General features: G+C 70.0%; 13 protein-coding genes. 11 read left to right on the forward strand and 2 right to left on the reverse strand.

Annotation, left to right across the window (positions count from 1 at the left end):
• Positions 1-41 precede the first annotated feature (41 nt).
• The gene (locus QOZ99_RS11130; RefSeq protein WP_306890033.1) at positions 42-716 is read right to left on the reverse strand and encodes a GntR family transcriptional regulator; all 675 of its coding nucleotides are present in this window, start codon (positions 714-716) and stop codon (positions 42-44) included.
• A gap of 196 nt (positions 717-912) precedes the next feature.
• On the opposite strand from QOZ99_RS11130, the gene QOZ99_RS11135 reads away from it, so the two are divergent.
• Entirely contained in the window at positions 913-1,143 is a 231-nt protein-coding gene (locus tag QOZ99_RS11135; RefSeq protein WP_306890034.1) for a Trm112 family protein, read from the forward strand.
• Between the two features lie 110 nt (positions 1,144-1,253).
• On the opposite strand, the gene QOZ99_RS11140 is transcribed toward QOZ99_RS11135, so the two are convergent.
• A complete protein-coding gene (locus tag QOZ99_RS11140) occupies positions 1,254-2,474 on the reverse strand; it encodes a ubiquinone biosynthesis hydroxylase (protein ID WP_306890035.1) in 1,221 nt (406 codons plus the stop codon).
• A gap of 200 nt (positions 2,475-2,674) precedes the next feature.
• On the opposite strand from QOZ99_RS11140, the gene QOZ99_RS11145 reads away from it, so the two are divergent.
• From QOZ99_RS11145 to QOZ99_RS11190, 10 genes are all read left to right on the forward strand, one after another.
• Positions 2,675-3,556, forward strand: coding sequence for an acyl-CoA thioesterase (locus QOZ99_RS11145; RefSeq protein WP_306890036.1), 882 nt, complete (start codon positions 2,675-2,677; stop codon positions 3,554-3,556).
• A 303-nt stretch (positions 3,557-3,859) separates the two neighbouring features.
• Positions 3,860-4,198, forward strand: coding sequence for a P-II family nitrogen regulator (locus tag QOZ99_RS11150; protein WP_183189043.1), 339 nt, complete (start codon positions 3,860-3,862; stop codon positions 4,196-4,198).
• A gap of 51 nt (positions 4,199-4,249) precedes the next feature.
• Positions 4,250-5,614: an ammonium transporter gene (locus QOZ99_RS11155; protein WP_306890037.1), complete on the forward strand. Its 1,365-nt coding sequence runs from the start codon at positions 4,250-4,252 to the stop codon at positions 5,612-5,614.
• A gap of 390 nt (positions 5,615-6,004) precedes the next feature.
• Positions 6,005-7,222, forward strand: coding sequence for an aminotransferase class I/II-fold pyridoxal phosphate-dependent enzyme (locus QOZ99_RS11160; RefSeq protein WP_306890195.1), 1,218 nt, complete (start codon positions 6,005-6,007; stop codon positions 7,220-7,222).
• Between the two features lie 23 nt (positions 7,223-7,245).
• Entirely contained in the window at positions 7,246-9,888 is a 2,643-nt protein-coding gene (locus tag QOZ99_RS11165) for a DNA translocase FtsK (RefSeq protein ID WP_442320111.1), read from the forward strand.
• A gap of 347 nt (positions 9,889-10,235) precedes the next feature.
• The gene (locus QOZ99_RS11170; protein ID WP_306890038.1) at positions 10,236-10,985 is read left to right on the forward strand and encodes an outer-membrane lipoprotein carrier protein LolA; all 750 of its coding nucleotides are present in this window, start codon (positions 10,236-10,238) and stop codon (positions 10,983-10,985) included.
• A gap of 159 nt (positions 10,986-11,144) precedes the next feature.
• Positions 11,145-11,963, forward strand: coding sequence for an exodeoxyribonuclease III (locus tag QOZ99_RS11175; RefSeq protein ID WP_306890039.1), 819 nt, complete (start codon positions 11,145-11,147; stop codon positions 11,961-11,963).
• A gap of 82 nt (positions 11,964-12,045) precedes the next feature.
• Complete coding sequence (gene lptM, locus QOZ99_RS11180) at positions 12,046-12,258, forward strand: LPS translocon maturation chaperone LptM (RefSeq protein WP_306890040.1); 213 nt, start codon at positions 12,046-12,048, stop codon at positions 12,256-12,258.
• 51 nt (positions 12,259-12,309) lie between these two features.
• Positions 12,310-13,578, forward strand: coding sequence for a diaminopimelate decarboxylase (lysA, locus tag QOZ99_RS11185; RefSeq protein ID WP_306890041.1), 1,269 nt, complete (start codon positions 12,310-12,312; stop codon positions 13,576-13,578).
• Positions 13,579-13,736: 158 nt separating this feature from the next.
• Positions 13,737-16,586, forward strand: a complete 2,850-nt coding sequence (locus QOZ99_RS11190) for a TIGR02302 family protein (protein WP_306890042.1) — start codon at positions 13,737-13,739, stop codon at positions 16,584-16,586.
• The last annotated feature ends 126 nt before the right edge of the window (positions 16,587-16,712 follow it).

Genomic DNA, 16,712 nt, shown 5'->3' on the forward strand with positions numbered 1-16,712 from the left:
CGACGGCTGCGCCGCCGGTGGTGCCGGTGGTGCCGGTGGGGCTAGGTCAGCTTTTCCAGGAGATGGCCGATGCCGTCGCGAATGTCGGCCTCGATGGCGCGGCGCAGCGCGGCCTCGTCCTTCGCCTCCAGCGCGGCCAGCGCCTCGGCGTGGCGGTCGACCGGATAGTAGCGCTCGAGGTCGGCCAGCGCCATGCGCATGAACGGGCCGATCTGCAGCCAGACCGATTCGATCAGCGGCATCAGAACATTGTCCGGCCGCCCGCCATAGAGCGCGGCATGAAAGGCGAGGTTGGTCTCGATCATCGCCTCGGTATCATTGGCCTCGACCGCGGCATCGGAGGCGCGGTTGAGCGCCACCAGCCGCCGGCGGAACGGCGCGTCGGCGATCGCCATCGCCCGCGCGGCGGCCTCGCATTCCAGCAGCGTGCGCGCCGTCACCAGTTCCTCGAAGCGGCGCGCGGTCATTTCCGGCACCCGCACGCGGCGATTGTCCAGCAGCACCAGCGCGCGCTCGGCGACCAGGCGGCGCAGCGCTTCGCGCACCGGCATGGCCGAGACGCCCAGCGCCTCGGCAAGCCCGCGGATCGTCACCGCCTGCCCGGGCGGGAAGCGCCCGCTCATGATGGAGCGGCGCAGCCGGCGGAACACCCATTGCTGGACGGTCTCGCCATGCAGGCGCGGTTCGAACACGAGATCGAGCGGGGAGGCATCCATCGGGGCGCTTCGCGAGGGCTGGTTCATGCGGCCGGGCGGGTGTGAGGGTGAGGACGTGTGAGGTCGGGCGGGCGGGGCGAGAGCGGGCGTGACGTGAGAATGTCAGCTCGCTGGGCTATATAGCGGAAATTGCCGAATCCCGGTGCCGGCCGCCTCCGCTGGCCGGTGCCGGCGACACAAGGAGTTCACCACGACCATGGCCGAGAAACACCCGCACGCGCATTCCCGTTCCGGCTATGAGCTCGATCCCAAGCTGCTGGAGATCCTGGTGTGCCCGGTGACCAAGGGCACGCTGGAATATGATCGCGCCGCGCGCGAACTGGTGTCGCGCGCGGCGCGGCTCGCCTATCCCATCCGCGACGGCATCCCGATCATGCTGGCGGACGAGGCGCGCCCGCTGACCGAGGACGAGATGGCCGGCCGCTGACGATCGGCGCATCTGCGCCCGGCGCGAGACGGCGGGTCGCCGGGCAGGCGTGCCCGTCCCGACGCCCGTTCGGCCCCCGGATCGCACGCCATGCCGGTCGAGACGACGCCTCAGAGGGCCTCGCCGCGCAGCAGCTTCGGCGCCGCGCCGACAATGCCGGCGGCATCGCGGATGAAGAAGGACTTCAGGCCCGGCAGCCGCTCCACGATGCCGAGGCCGACATCCCGCACCAGCCGCGCGGCATCGTTGCGCACGCCGAACAGGCGGTTCAGCCCATCCGTCGCCGCGCCCATGGTGAGCGTGTCGAAGCGCCGCCAGCGCTGGTAGCGCGCCAGCATGTCGGGCCCGCCAATGTCGAGGCCGAGCCGCCCGGTATCGGTGACGACCTCGGCCAGCGCCGCCACGTCGCGCAGGCCCATGTTGATGCCCTGCCCGGCAATCGGGTGGATGGTGTGGGCGGCGTCGCCCACCAGCGCGAGTCGCTCGCCGATGAAGGAGCGGGCCATCTGGAAGCCGAGCGGGAAGGCCTGCGGCTCGTCGAGAATTTCCAGCGCCCCCAGTTGCAGCCCGAAGCGCCGCTCCAGTTCGTCCAGCAGCAGAACGCGCGGCAGGGTGAGCAGGCTTTTGGCGGTCTCGCTCGCCTCGGTCCAGACGATGGACGAGCGGTTGCCGGTCAGCGGCAGGATCGCGAAGGGCCCGGCGGGCAGGAAATGCTCGATGGCCTTGCCTTCGTGCGGGCGCTCATGGCCGACCGTCATCACGATGGCCGACTGGTGATAGGACCAGCCCACCACGCCGATGCCGGCGAGCGCGCGCAGCTTCGAGCGCCCGCCGTCGCAGGCGCACAGCAACTGCGCCGTCGCCATGGTGCCGTCGCTCAGCGCGATCCGGCTCGCCGTCGGGCCGGCGGCGAAGCTGGCGACGCCGGTCGGCAGCAGCGCGATGCCGCGCTCGCGCGCCAGATCGGTCATCGCGTCCTGCAGCACGGCATTGGGCACCATGTGGGCGAAAGGCTCGCCCGGCGCGACATCGCCCTCAAAGGACAGGAATACCGGGCGGGCGGCATCGCCGAGCTTGGAATCGGTGATCTCCATGGCGAGCATCGGCTGCGCCGCATCGGCCACGCGCTCCCACACACCCAGCGTCTCGAACAGCCGCCGTGCCCCGGCGGCGAAGGCGGAGGCGCGCAGGTCGGCGCTGCGCGACGCGGGGGCGGCGAAGGCGGGGTCGGCCACGGCGAGGCGGGCGCCGCCAAGGCCGCGCTCCAGCGCGAGGGCGAGCGACAGGCCGGCAAGGCCGCCGCCGGCGATGAGTGCATCCGTGTCCGTCATTGGCTCAGATCCCCTGTCCACCCGCGCGGCGCGCCGCCGCTCCGGCGCGGGCGCCCGCCGATCCGTGTCGCGCGTCCGCGTCCGCGCCCGCGCACCCGCAGCCTCGGCGCATTGTCTGACGGGCATCATATGCCTTAGCTACGGACAAGGAACAATGCGGCGCGCCGGCCTGCCCTGCGCGCCAGGAAGGCGGAGCCACGATGTCGACCACTGCCGAACTCCTCCAGCTGCTCGATCTGGAGACGCTGGAGGACAACCTGTTCCGTGGCCGGAACCCTCCCGAATCCTGGCCCTTCCGCACGCGCGTGTTCGGCGGGCAGGTTCTGGCGCAGGCGCTGGTGGCGGCCCAGCGCACCGTCGATCTCGCCGCGCATTCGCTGCATGCCTATTTCCTGCTCGCCGGCGACCCGAGCGTGCCCATCCTCTATGAGGTCGAGCGCGTGCGCGACGGGCGCAGCTTCGCCACCCGGCGCACCGTCGCCATCCAGCACGGCCGGCCGATCTTCATCATGTCCGTGTCGTTCCATCGCGAGGAGCCGGGCCTCGACCACCAGATCGACCTGGAGGCCGAGGTGGAGGGCGAGGTGCCCGCGCCGGAGGACGTTCCGGGCCTCGATGCGCTGGCGGCGGATGTGCTGGAACGCCTGCCCGCGCCGGTGCGTGATTACTGGCTGCGCCCGCGGCCGATCGAGCTGAAGCCGATCGGGCTCGGCCAGACGCACAGCGTGCCGCGCCGCATGGTGTGGTTCCGGGCGGCCGCGACCCTGCCGGATGCACCCGATCTGCACCGCGCCGTGCTGGCCTATGCGACCGACATGACGCTTCTGGAGGCCACCACGCTGGTCCATGGCACCAGCGTGCTCGGCGCAGGGATTCAGGCCGCGAGCCTCGATCACGCGCTGTGGATCCACCGGCCGTTCCGCGCCGATGGCTGGCTGCTCTATGTCCAGGATAGTCCCAGCGCCTCCGGCGCGCGCGGTCTGGCACGCGGCCTGATTTATGACGAGCGCCGTCGGCTGGTCGCTTCGGTCGCCCAGGAAGGGCTGATTCGGCCGATCGGCAAGGTCTCCGGCAGCGAATGACCAAAAATTAATCGGCTTGTGCCACTTTTTTAGCGGCGCGTAAGGTTGACCGAGGGCGCCGACCAAGAAATGGGCAGCGCGCTGCCGCCGGGGCGGGCCAGATTTAAGCCGGCTGCTGACGCGGCGCCTCCGCCCCATGGGGTGCGGCAATGTAAATTTGCTTCACCCGTCTGGGTTGGCACGCGAATTGATTCCTACCGCTCGGCTTGACCGCAAGGGTTTCACTGACCTGCCTGGCCGAGTCCGAAATGAAACGCCCGGAACCGGCTGTGCAGGGTTCGGGGCCAAGCGGGGACAGGAACCATGAAGATCGTCATGGCTATCATCAAGCCTTTCAAGCTTGAGGAAGTCCGGGATGCGCTCACTGGCATTGGTGTGCACGGACTGACCGTCACGGAGGTCAAGGGCTACGGGCGCCAGAAGGGCCACACCGAGATCTATCGCGGCGCCGAATACGCGGTGAGCTTCCTGCCGAAGCTCAAGATCGAGGTGGCCGTGGCCTCCGACCAGGTCGCCAAGGTCATCGACGCCATCACCTCCTCGGCCAAGACCGGCCAGATCGGCGACGGCAAGATCTTCGTCTACGCGATCGACCAGGCCGTGCGCATCCGTACCGGCGAAACCGACGCCGACGCGCTCTGAGCCAGTGCTATTGATCCCGATATTTTCCGAACGCGACGGAGCTTTGAACCCATGACGATGAAGAAGTGGATACGTGCGGGGCTTCCCGTGCTGGCGACCACGGCGCTGGTGGCGGCCGCCGCCTTCGCCCAGGACGCGCCGCAGGTCGGTGCCGAGGCCACTGCCGAGGCTGCCGCCGTGGTCGCGACCGTGGACAAGGGCGACACCACCTGGATGATGCTCTCCACCATCCTGGTCCTGTTCATGACCGTGCCGGGCCTCGCGCTGTTCTATGGCGGCCTCGTGCGCGCCAAGAACATGCTCTCGGTGCTGATGCAGGTGACCGTCATCGCCGCGGTGATGATGCTGCTGTGGGTGTTCTACGGCTACTCGCTCACCTTCACCTCGGGCAACGCCTTCATCGGCGGCTTCGAGAAGGCGTTCCTCGCCGGCGTGACGACGGAAAGCCTGGCCGACACGTTCTCCAAGGGCGTGAAGATCCCGGAATACGTCTTCATGGCGTTCCAGATGACCTTCTCGGCCATCACCCCGGCCCTGATCATCGGTGCCTTCGCGGAGCGCTTCAAGTTCTCGGCGATCATGCTGTTCTGCATTCTCTGGGTGACCTTCGTCTATTACCCCGTCGCCCACATGGTGTGGTTCTCCGAGGGCTACCTGTTCGGCCTCGGCGCGCTCGACTTCGCCGGCGGCACCGTCGTGCACATCAATGCCGGCATTGCCGGCCTGATCGGCTGCATCATCGTCGGCAAGCGCACCGGCTATGGCAAGGAACTGATGCCCCCCCACTCGCTGCCTTTCGCGATGGTCGGCGCCAGCGTCCTGTGGGTCGGCTGGTTCGGCTTCAACGCCGGTTCCAACCTTGAGGCCAATGCCGGCACCACGCTGGCGCTGGTGAATACCTTCGTCGCCACCGCCGGCGCGATTGTCGGCTGGACGCTCATCGAGTGGCTGGCCAAGGGCAAGCCGAGCATGCTGGGCGCGATCTCCGGCATGGTCGCCGGCCTCGTCGCCATCACTCCCGCCGCCGGCCTCTCGGGCCCGATCGGCGCGATCGTGCTCGGCTTCGTCGCCTCCATCGTCTGCTTCTTCTTCGTCACCACGGTGAAGAACGCGCTGGGCTATGATGACAGCCTCGACGTGTTCGGCGTCCATGGCGTGGGCGGCATCATCGGCGCCATCGGCACCGGCATCGTCGTCTCCCCCTCGCTCGGCGGCCCCGGCATCGCCGATTACGAAATGGGCCACCAGGTGTGGGTGCAGGTCCAGGCCGTCGCGACCACCATCGTGTGGTGCGGCGTGATCTCCGCCATCCTGTACTTCATCGTGAACGTCATCGTTGGCCTGCGTCCGTCGGTGGAGAAGGAGCGCGAGGGCCTCGACATCGTCGAGCACGGCGAGCGCGCCTATCACAGCTGAGGCGATCGGCGCGGTTCGCCCGCGCCGTCCCGTCGCCGCCTGAGACCCGACCCCGGCGCTCGCGCCGGGGTTTTTTCATGGGCCGGCGCCCGCCCCCGTCCCCGCGCCGGGGTTTTTCCATTGGCGCGGCGCCTGTCTCCGCGCCCCGCGCCCGTCGGGGTTTCTCATTGGCGCGGCGCCTGTCTCCGCGCCCCGCGCCCGTCGGGGTTTCTCATTGGCGTGGCGCTCGTCTCCGCGCCCCGCGCCAATGCGTCGCGGCCGATCCTGCGCTCGCGGCGCCTGCATGGTTAAGAACGCCTTTACCGCACGCGGCCTATTGTGGGCGAACGCCCGTAGTCCGCACTCTGTGGTGAGACGCTCCACGTGTCCGATTTCCGTCCTGAGGGTAAAGTGCCGCTGGCACGCGATCCGGCCGTCGATGCCGGCCCCGCGGCCCGCTCGCCCTTCATCCGTCTCAACGAATTGCTGGCGAACATCGCGCCGGGCAAGCCGTCGCTCAGCCTTGCGGTGGGCGAGCCGCGCCACGCCATGCCCGATTTCGTCGGCACGGTGCTGGCGGCCCATCTCGACGGTTTTGGCCGCTACCCCGCGGGAAGGGGCCTGCCGGAGTTCCGCCGCGCGGCCGCCGACTGGTTCGGCCGGCGCTACGCGCTGGCCCGCCCGCTGGATCCGGAGCGCGAGGTGCTGGTGCTCAACGGTTCGCGCGAGGGCCTGTTCTTCGCCGCGCTGCAGGCCCGTGCGCGCCTCTCGCCGCGCAAGCGGGCGATGATCGGCGATGCGGCGCCGGCCGTGCTGCTGCCGAATCCTTTCTACGCCGCCTATGGCGCCGGCGCCGAGGCGGCCGGCTGCGAGAGCGTGGCGTTGCCGGCGGGCGCGGACTGGCTACCCGTGCTGGAACGGCTCGATGCCGGCCTGCTCGATCGCACCGTCGCGCTCTATTTCGCCTCGCCGGCCAATCCGCAGGGCACCATCGCCCCGCGCGGCTATCTGGAAAAGCTGGTCGCGCTGGCCCGCGCCCATGAGGTGATGATCTTCGCCGACGAGTGCTATTCCGAGATCTGGCTCGGCGATGAGCCGCCGACCGGCATTCTCGAAGTGGCGGGGCCGGATTTCGCCAATGTCGTCGCCTTCAATTCGCTGTCGAAGCGCTCCAGCCTGCCGGGCCTGCGCTGCGGCTTCTGCGCGGGCGACGCGCGCTTCATCGAGGCTTTCGCCGATTTCCGCAACGTGGCCGCGCCGCAGGTGCCCGAGCCGCTGCAGCATGTGGCCATCGCCGCGCTGGCCGACGAGGCGCATGTGAGCGCCAGCCGCGCGCTGTACCGCGCCAAGGTCGACGTCGCCGACGCGGTGTTCACCGGGCGCTTCGGCTATCGCCGGCCTGATGGCGGCTTTTTCCTCTGGCTCGATGTCGGCGCGCTCGGCGGCGGCGAGGCGGCGGCACGGCGTCTGTGGGAACGCGAGGGGCTGCGCACCGTGCCCGGCGGCTATCTGTGCCGCAGCGGGCCGGACGGCGGCAATCCCGGACAGGATTTTCTGCGCATCGCGCTCGTGCAGGACCTCGCCACCACGCAGGCCGCCTTGCCGCGCCTGCTGGCGGGGCTGTCCTGAAAGGACCAGGGGGCAGGCGACACATGGGCCGGCAGACACAGACGACGATGCGCACCCCGCGGCTCGATGCCGAATCGCTGCGCGCACCCAAGCGCGCCCCGCGCACCGGCGCGGCCGCGGCCGGGGCCAAGGGAGCGGAGGCGCCCGGCGCCGGCCGTGGCGCCGCGCGCCGCCGCAAGATGCAGCCCGGCCTGCTGCCGGACGAATTGAAGGGCGCGCTCGGCCGCCGCATGGAGGAGGGCATCGGCCTCGCCGTGCTGGCGGTCTGCACGCTGATGATCGTGGCGCTGGCCAGCTGGTCGGCCGATGATCCCAGCCTCAGCCGCTCCAGCGACGCCCCGCCGATGAATCTGCTGGGCCGGCCCGGCGCGGCGCTGGCGGATCTGCTGATGCAGCTGTTCGGCGTCGCCTCGCTCGCCGTGGTGCTGCCGATCGGCGTGTGGGGGTGGCTCACCCTCACCCATCGTCGTCCCGGTCGCGGGCGGGCCCGGCTGATCGCCTGGGTCGCGGGAATGGTGTTCGCGTCGGGCTTTGCCGCCTGCCTGCCGCATTTCGGCGCCTGGCCGCTGCCGCGCGGGCTGGGCGGTGTGCTCGGCGACAGCGTGCTGCTGGTGCCCGATGCGTTCCGCACCGCCTGGCTCGGGGCGTTCGATTATGCCGTCGTCGGTGCGCTCTGCCTGTTCGGCGCGGTGCTCACCCTGCCGCTCGCCGTCGGGATGGGCCTGAAAGTGCCCGGCGAGGCGACGGGCGACGAGGATGACGGCCTCGCCGTCGACGACGAGCCGAGCACGTTCGGCATCCTGATCGGCATGTTCACCCACGCCTTCCTCTCCTTCCGGGCCCGCCTCTCGGCCCGCCCGGTGCGCCGGCCGGTGCGCGACGAGCCCCCGCCCGGCCTGCTGGGCCGGCTGCGCGGCCTTGTTGCCCCGGTCGAGGAGGACGGCTTCGTTCGCAAGGACCGCCTGGAGCCCAATTTCAACCCCGACACGGTCGATCCCGATTTCGGCGTCGCCGGGTTCGAAAGCCATGCCGGCGACCCGGAAGAGGAAATCGAGATTCCCGCCCCGCGCCCCACGCGCGGCGTGCGCCGTCCGCCGCTGCGCTCCATCAAGGGCGGGCGCGCGGCCGAGGAGGAGCAGCGCCGGCGCTACCAGACGCCGCCGCTCGATCTGCTCTCGCCGCCACCGCCGCGCGGAGGTCCGGCGCTTTCCAAGGACGTGCTGGAGGAGAATGCGCGCGACCTCGAAGGCGTGCTGGACGATTTCGGCGTGCGTGGCGCCATCGTCAACGCCCGCCCCGGCCCGGTCGTGACGCTGTATGAACTGGAGCCCGCCCCCGGCATCAAGTCCAGCCGCGTCATCGGCCTTGCCGATGACATTGCCCGCTCGATGAGCGCCATTTCGGCCCGCGTCGCGGTGATCCCGGGCAAGAACGCCATTGGCATCGAACTGCCCAATCCCAAGCGCGACAAGGTGCTGCTGCGGGAAATCCTCGCGGCCAAGGATTTCGGCGAGACCGCCTACAAGCTCGCCATCGCGCTGGGCAAGACCATTGGCGGCGAGCCTGTCGTGGTCGACCTCGCCCGCATGCCGCATCTCCTGGTCGCCGGCACCACCGGCTCGGGCAAGTCGGTCGCCATCAACACCATGATCCTGAGCCTGCTCTACCGGCACCGCCCGGACCAGTGCCGGCTGATCATGATCGACCCGAAAATGCTGGAACTCTCCGTCTATGACGGCATCCCGCATCTGCTCACCCCCGTCGTCACCGACCCGAAGAAGGCGGTGGTCGCCCTCAAATGGGCGGTGCGGGAGATGGAGGAGCGCTACAAGAAGATGTCGAAGGTCGGCGTGCGCAACATTGACGGGTTCAATGCCCGCGTCAGCGAGGCCATGGCCAAGGGCGAGCAGATCGTTCGCACCGTGCAGACCGGCTTCGACAAGGAGACGGGCGAGGCGATCTATGAGCGCGAGGAAATGGACCTCTCGCCCATCCCCTATATCGTGATCGTGGTGGACGAGATGGCCGACCTGATGATGGTGGCCGGCAAGGACATCGAGGGCGCCATCCAGCGCCTCGCGCAGATGGCCCGCGCGGCCGGCATCCACCTCATCATGGCGACGCAGCGCCCGAGCGTCGACGTCATCACCGGCACCATCAAGGCGAATTTCCCGACCCGCATTTCCTTCCAGGTCACATCCAAGATCGATTCGCGCACCATTCTCGGCGAAATGGGCGCCGAGCAGCTGCTGGGTCAGGGCGACATGCTCTACATGGCCGGCGGCGGGCGCATCTCGCGCGTGCACGGCCCCTTCGTCTCCGACCAGGAGGTGGAGCGCATCGTCGAGCACCTGAAGACGCAAGGCGCACCCTCCTATCTCGAGGAGGTCACGACCGATCTCGAGGGCGAAGACGGCGCGGTGTTCGACAAGGGCGCCATGGGCGGGGGCAGCACGGAAGGCGGCGGCGATCTCTATTCGCAGGCGGTGGCGGTGGTGATGCGCGACAAGAAGTGCTCCACCTCCTACATCCAGCGCCGGCTGCAGATCGGCTATAACCGCGCGGCCTCGCTGGTCGAGCGCATGGAGCGCGAGGGGCTGGTGGGGCCCGCCAACCACGCCGGCAAACGCGAGATCCTCACCGAGGGGGATGGCGAGGACTATTGAGCGGACGTCGCGTCCGTGAGGGTTCCGGGCGGGTGGCCCGCGCCGGGCCACAGGATCGCCACAGCGCCCGGCTAGTGCCACCCTGTGGAATCGGCGCCCGAATCGATCGCGCGGCGTGCCGTCGGGCGGCTCGGGACAGGCCGGTCCTGCCAGGCCGGTCCTGCCAAGCGGGTCCTGCCAAGCCGGCTCTGCGACAATGTTCCCGGCCCGATCGGGGAACACTTTTTGCGGATCGGGCTTGAGCTGCCATGATCGATGACGAGATAAGCCTCGGGCGCGCGCGTCTGCCGCTGCCGCCCGGATGTCGTGCCGACTATCGCGCCGAGTATCGCGCTACGAGAGGCCCCATGCGCCGTTTCCTTGCTGCCTGCGCCGCTTCCGCCTTCCTTGCCACCGGTCTCGGCAGCGCGCTCGCGCAGGTGCCGCCGCCACCCTTCGCGCCGCCCAAGAAGCCGGCCGCTGCGTCTTCCGCCCCATCCTCCGCGCCTTCGCCCTCCGCGCCTACCCCTTCCGCCGCCGCGCCGGGCACCACGCCCGGTGTGCAGATGGCGGCTGCCTCCAACCAGCGCGCGGCCGCCGCGACCGTCCAGCGCATCAATGACTACTTCAACAGTTTCAAGGCGATGAGCGGCAATTTCGTGCAGCTGGACCCGGACGGGACGCGGCGCGAGGGTGAGTTCTTCATCCTCAAGCCCGGCCGCGTGCTGTTCGAATACGCCCCGCCGAGCCCGATCGAGCTGGTGGCCGACGGGCGTTCGGTCGCCGTGCGCGACAAGCGGTTGAAGACGCAGGACATCACCCCCCTCTCGGCCACCCCGCTGCGCTTCCTGCTGGCGGAGAATTTCGACCTCGCGCGCAACGCCAACGTCACCGGGGTGTTTCAGGACGACGTGTTCGCCACGGTGGTGATCGAGGAAAAGCAGCCGATGGTCGGCACCTACCGGCTGATGATCATGTTCGACGCCAGGACCATGCAGCTGAAACAGTGGACCGTGACCGACCCGCAGGGGTTCGACACGACCGTGGCGGTGGCCAATCTCAACACCTCCGAGCGCCCGGACCCGATGCTGTTCGTCATCAATCGGAACGACCGCTAGCGCGCGCGTCGATCGGATCGCCGCGCCATCGGATCGGGCAATCCGTCTCCGAGGCGGGTGCGTGACGCCACGTCCGTTCGCCGGGCTGGATTCGCCGGGCCGATCCGTTAGGGTGACCCGCTCATCCCGTCCGGTTCCCTTGCCCGCTAGGTTCTTTTTGTGCCGCTGACCATCGCAACCTGGAATATCAATTCGGTGCGCCTGCGCATCGGCCTCGTCGAAAAGCTCGCCGCCGAGTACCAACCCGACGTCATCTGCCTGCAGGAGACGAAGACGCCGGACGACCGCTTTCCGCTGAAGGAGGCGGCCAAGTTCGGGTATGCCCACGCCGCCATCCATGGCCAGAAGGGCTATCACGGCGTCGCCATCCTCTCGAAGCACCCGTTCGAGGACGTGAGCCGGCAGGGTTTCTGCGACATGGGCGATGCCCGCCACATTAGCGTGGTGCTGGGCCGCGAGGCGGGGCTCGCCGCGCCGCTGACCATCCATAATTTCTACATCCCCGCCGGCGGCGACATTCCCGACCCCGAGCTGAACGACAAGTTCCGCCACAAGCTGGCCTTTCTCGACGAGGCCATCGTGTGGGAGCACCTGCACCCGATCGATCCCGCCGCGCGCTCGGTGCTGGTCGGCGATCTCAACATCGCCCCGCTGGAGACCGACGTGTGGAGCCACAAGCAGCTGCTCGACGTGGTCAGCCACACACCCATCGAGGTGGAGAGGCTCGCCCGGCTGCAGGCGGCCGGCGGCTGGGTCGACGTGATGCGACATTTCGTGCCCCCCACCGAGAAGCTCTACACCTGGTGGAGCTACCGCGCGGCGGACTGGTCGGCCTCCAACAAGGGCCGCCGGCTCGACCATGTGTGGGCGACCCCCGCCCTCGCGCCCGCCGCCCGCGCCATGACCGTGGTACGCGACGCCCGCAGCTGGGAGCGCCCGTCCGATCATGTGCCGGTCGTGGTCACGTTCGATGCGTGAGGCATTGGCCGGCACTCGCGTTTCGCGGCAACGCGATATAAGTATGCGCATACGCATCGCTGCTGCAGCCGAGGACGTCTCCTTGACCCGCCGAAACGTCATCCGCCCATCCCGAAAGATCGCGCTCGCCCTCGTGCTGGGCGGCGCCCTGGCGCTCGGGGGCTGCGGCGTCAAGGGCCCGCTTGAGCCGCCGCCCAATTCGCCGATGGGCCAGCCCGGCCCGGACGGCAAGAAACCGAAGGACACCGGCCCGATCCGGCCGGACAAGCCCTTCATTCTCGACGGCCTGCTCTGACGCGGCACCCCGCCCCGGGGCCCGTCGGCCGGCCCCTCCAAGGCTCACGCCATGCATCATTTCGCCTATCGCGACGGCATCCTTCATGCGGAGGATGTCAGCCTCGCCGACATCGCTCGCGATGTCGGCACGCCGACCTATGTCTATGCCACCGCCACGCTGGAACGGCACCACCGGGTGTTTACCGAGGCTTTCGCCGAGATGAACACCACGCTGTGCTACGCGCTGAAGGCCAATTCCAACCAGGCGGTGATCGCCACCTTCGCGCGGCTCGGCGCGGGGGCGGACATCGTGTCGGGTGGCGAGCTGAAGCGGGCGCTGGCGGCCGGCATCGAGCCGCACAAGATCGTGTTCTCCGGCGTCGGCAAGACCCGCGAGGAAATGGCCGCCGCGCTCGACGTTGGCATCAAGTGCTTCAATGTCGAGAGCGAGCCCGAGCTGCTGACGCTTTCGGAAGTGGCGGTGAGCCATGGCGTCGCCGCCCCGGTCTCGATCCGCATCAACCCGGATGTCGACGCCAGGACCCACCACAAGATCTCCACCGGCAAGTCCGAGAACAAGTTCGGCATTCCGGTTTCGCGCGCGCGCGCCGTCTATGCCCATGCGGCCGCGCTGCCGGGCATCCGCATCACCGGCGTCGACATGCATATCGGCAGCCAGATCACCGATCTCGAACCCTTCGACAACGCCACCGCGCTGCTGGTGGAACTGGCGCGCGACCTGATGGCGGATGGGCACCGGCTGACCCATCTCGACCTCGGCGGCGGGCTCGGCGTGCCGTATGTCGCGGGCGAGCCGGAGCCGCCGCTGCCCTCCGCCTATGCGGCGCTGGTGAAGCGGCACACGCATAATCTCGGCCTCGGCCTGGTGTTCGAGATCGGCCGCATGCTGGTCGCCAATGCCGGCATCCTGCTGACCCGCGTGCTCTATGTGAAGGAAGGCGAGGGCAAGCGCTTCGTCATCGTCGACGCGGCGATGAACGACCTGATCCGCCCGACCCTCTATGAGGCTCATCACGAGATTTTGCCCGTGCACGAGGCGCGGCCGGGCGGGGAGCGGATCATCGCGGATATCGTTGGCCCGGTCTGCGAATCCGGCGATTTCCTGGCGCTGGGGCGGCGGATGGCGCCGCTCCGCGCCGGCGATCTGGTCGCCGTCATGACCGCCGGGGCCTATGGCGCGGTGCAGGCCTCCACCTACAATACCCGCCCGCTGGTGCCGGAAGTGCTGGTGAAAGGCGGGCAATTCGCCGTCATTCGCCCGCGCGTCGATGCCGACGCGCTCATCGCGCTCGACCGGATTCCCGGCTGGCTCGGCTGACGCGGCGCGCGCGCCGCCGGCCACATTTCGCGCCCGCGCCGCTTCACGATGTGATGATGAAACGGGCGCGCCCAGCGAATCGGCAGGGCTGGCGCCGGCCAGTCGCCATGTTAAGGTGACGTTGGGGCTGGTGCGGAGCTAATCGGAGGCTCGATGGCGTGACGGCGGCACCGGAAGGCAACATGGACGGCGGGGCGGGTGATTCCCGCGCGGACGCCGAGCGGGCGCGCCAGAGCGTCCGGCAGGCGGACGAGCGGCAGACCGCGCACCGCATGGCGTCGGCCCTGCAACGGGCCGGGGCGGCGCTGCTGTGGGAGCGCAGCTGGCCGGCCATCGTCGCAGTCGCCTGCGCGCTCGGCCTCTTCCTCATCGTCTCCTGGCTCGGGCTGTGGGTGGCGCTGCCGCCTTATGGGCGTGCGGCCGGCCTGTTCCTGTTCTCCGTGCTGCTCGTTGTCGCGCTGCTGCCGGCGCTGCGCATCCGTCGTCCGTCCCCGGTCGAGGCGCTGACCCGGCTGGATCGCGAGAGCCACCTGCCGCATCGCCCCGTCACCGCGCTCGCCGACCAGCTGGCGAGCCGTCCCGACGACCCGGTCGCCGCCGCGCTGTGGCGCGCGCATGTCGCCCGCGCCTCGGCCCAGCTGGGCCGGCTGCGGGTCGGCCTGCCGTCGCCGCGCCTCGCCGCCATCGACCGGCGGGCCGTGCGCGCGCTGGTGCTGCTCGGCGTCATCGCCACTTTCTTCATGGCCCCCGGCGACCATCTGCGCCGCATCGGCGCGGCGTTCGACTGGCACGCCTTCTCGCCGCCCGCACCCTACCGCATCGATGCCTGGGTGACGCCACCCGGCTATACCGGCCGGCCGCCGGTCATGCTGCCGGGACTGCGCTCGCAGGAAGCGGCGCAGAACGGAGCCACGCCGCCGCCGGGCGAGGCGGGCGACATGCCGTCCTTCGATGCCGCCGCGCTCACCGTGCCGGCCGGCAGCGAGCTGGTGGTGCGCATTATCGGCCTCGACCATGCGAAGCTGGCGATCGAGGGCGGCATCACCGCCGCGCCCGCGCCCGAGGTGCCGGCAGAGGACGGCAAGAGCCCGGCCACACCCTCCGCCACCACACCCTCCGCCGCCACGTCTTCCGCCGCCACGTCTTCCGTCGCAACACCTTCCGCCGCAACACCCGCCGGCGCGCCGGCGCGCGACAAGGCGGCCGGCGAGGAGCAGCGCTACCTCATCTCCGCCGACGGCGCCGCGCGCATCGAGGGGCCGGACGGGCGAACCGTCGCCTGGCATTTTCGCGCCCAGCCCGACCAGCCGCCGACCATCGAGCTGACCAAGGAGCCGCAGGCGTCGGGCCGCACGGCGCTGGCGCTGAGCTACAAGGCCGAGGACGATTACGGCATTGTCGGTGCGCAGGCGACCTTCGTCGCCGTTCCCCCCGCCCCGCCGCTGCACGCGCTGAAGAATGCGCCGCCCCGCCCGCCCGCGCGGGTGCTGGTCGAGGCGCCGAATTTCCCGCTGCCGCTCTCGGGCGCGCGCGGCCGGACCGCGACCGGCCAGACCACCAAGGACCTCACCGAGAGCCCCTGGGCCGGCACGCGCGTGACGCTGGTGCTGACCGCGCGCGACGATGCGGGGCAGAGCGGCCAGTCCCGCCCGCGCAGCTTCGTGCTGCCCGCCCGCACCTTCGCCAACCCGCTGGCGCGCGCGTTGATCGAGCAGCGGCGCCTTCTGGCGCTGGACGCCAATGAGCGCGAGGACGTGGAGGCCGCGCTCGACGCGCTCGCCATCGCGCCCGAGAAATTCACCCCCAACGCCGCGCATTACATGGGCCTGCGCTCCGCCTATTGGCGGCTGGCCAATGCCCGCAGCGACGACGATCTGCGCGGCGTGGTCGATTATCTCTGGGATATCGCGATCCGCATCGAGGATGGCGATCTCTCGGATGTCGAGAAGCGGCTGCGCGACGCCCAGCAGGCGCTGCAGAACGCGCTGGAGAACGGTGCCAGCGACGAGGAGATCAAGCGTCTGGCGCAGGAACTGCGCGAGGCGATGCAGGAGTTCATGCAGGCACTGGCCGAACAGGCGCAGCGCAACGGTCAGCAGGCCGACAACAATCAGCCGGCCGACCCCAATACCCGCTTCGTGCGTCCGCAGGACCTGCAGAAGATGCTCGACCGCATCGAGGACATGGCGCGCACCGGTTCGCGCGATGCGGCGCGGCAGATGCTGAGCGAGCTGCAGAACATGCTCAACGGCCTGCAGGCGGGCCGCCAGCAGCAGCGCCGGCAGGGCCAGAGCCAGATGTCGCAGTCGCTCGACCAGCTCGGCGACATGATCCGCCGCCAGCAGCAGCTGCGCGACAAGACCTTCAAGCAGGGGCAGGACGGACAAGAGCAGCAGGACCAGGCGTTCAACGACCTGAAGCAAAACCAGCAGCAACTGCGCGACCAGCTCCGCCAGCTGCGCGAGAAGATGCAGCAGGCCATGCGCGGCCGCCAGCAGGGGCAGCCCGGCGAGCAGGGTCAGCAGGGCGAACAGGGGCAGGGTCAGCAGGGCCAGAACGGCGAGGGCCAGCAGGGGCAGGGTCAGCAAGGCCAGGGTCAGGGCCAGGGCATGCCCGGCGAGGGCGGCCTCGGCGAGGCGGAGCAGGCCATGCGCGAGGCCGAAGGGGCGCTCGGGCAGGGCGACGGCACCGGCGCCGTCGATGCGCAGAGCGAGGCCCTGCAGGCGCTGCGGCGCGGCGCCCAGCAGATGGCCGAGGCGATGCAGCAGGAAGGCGGGCAGGGCGAAGGGCCCGGCGGTCCGTCCGGCGAGACCGCCGAGCGTAACGATCCGCTGGGCCGGCCGCTGCGCTCGCGCGATTATGGCGACGACGTCACGGTGAAGGTACCGGACGAAATGGACATGCAGCGCGCCCGCCGCGTGCTGGAGGAACTGCGCCGCCGCTTCGGCGAACCGGAGCGCCCGCGCCTCGAACTTGACTATCTGGAGCGCCTGCTGCGCGATTTCTGAGCGGGCATGTCCCCGCGCGCCCGCGCGGCCCGGGTGGTTCATCCGGCAATGGCGGCTCCCGGAGCCCGAGCCGGGCTTGCCATGCCACGGCTCCCGGCCCCGGCACGGCGGGATGCGGCGGGGGAG

It is taken from the genome of Ancylobacter amanitiformis, assembly GCF_030814815.1.
Taxonomy (GTDB): Bacteria; Pseudomonadota; Alphaproteobacteria; order Rhizobiales; family Xanthobacteraceae; genus Ancylobacter; species Ancylobacter amanitiformis.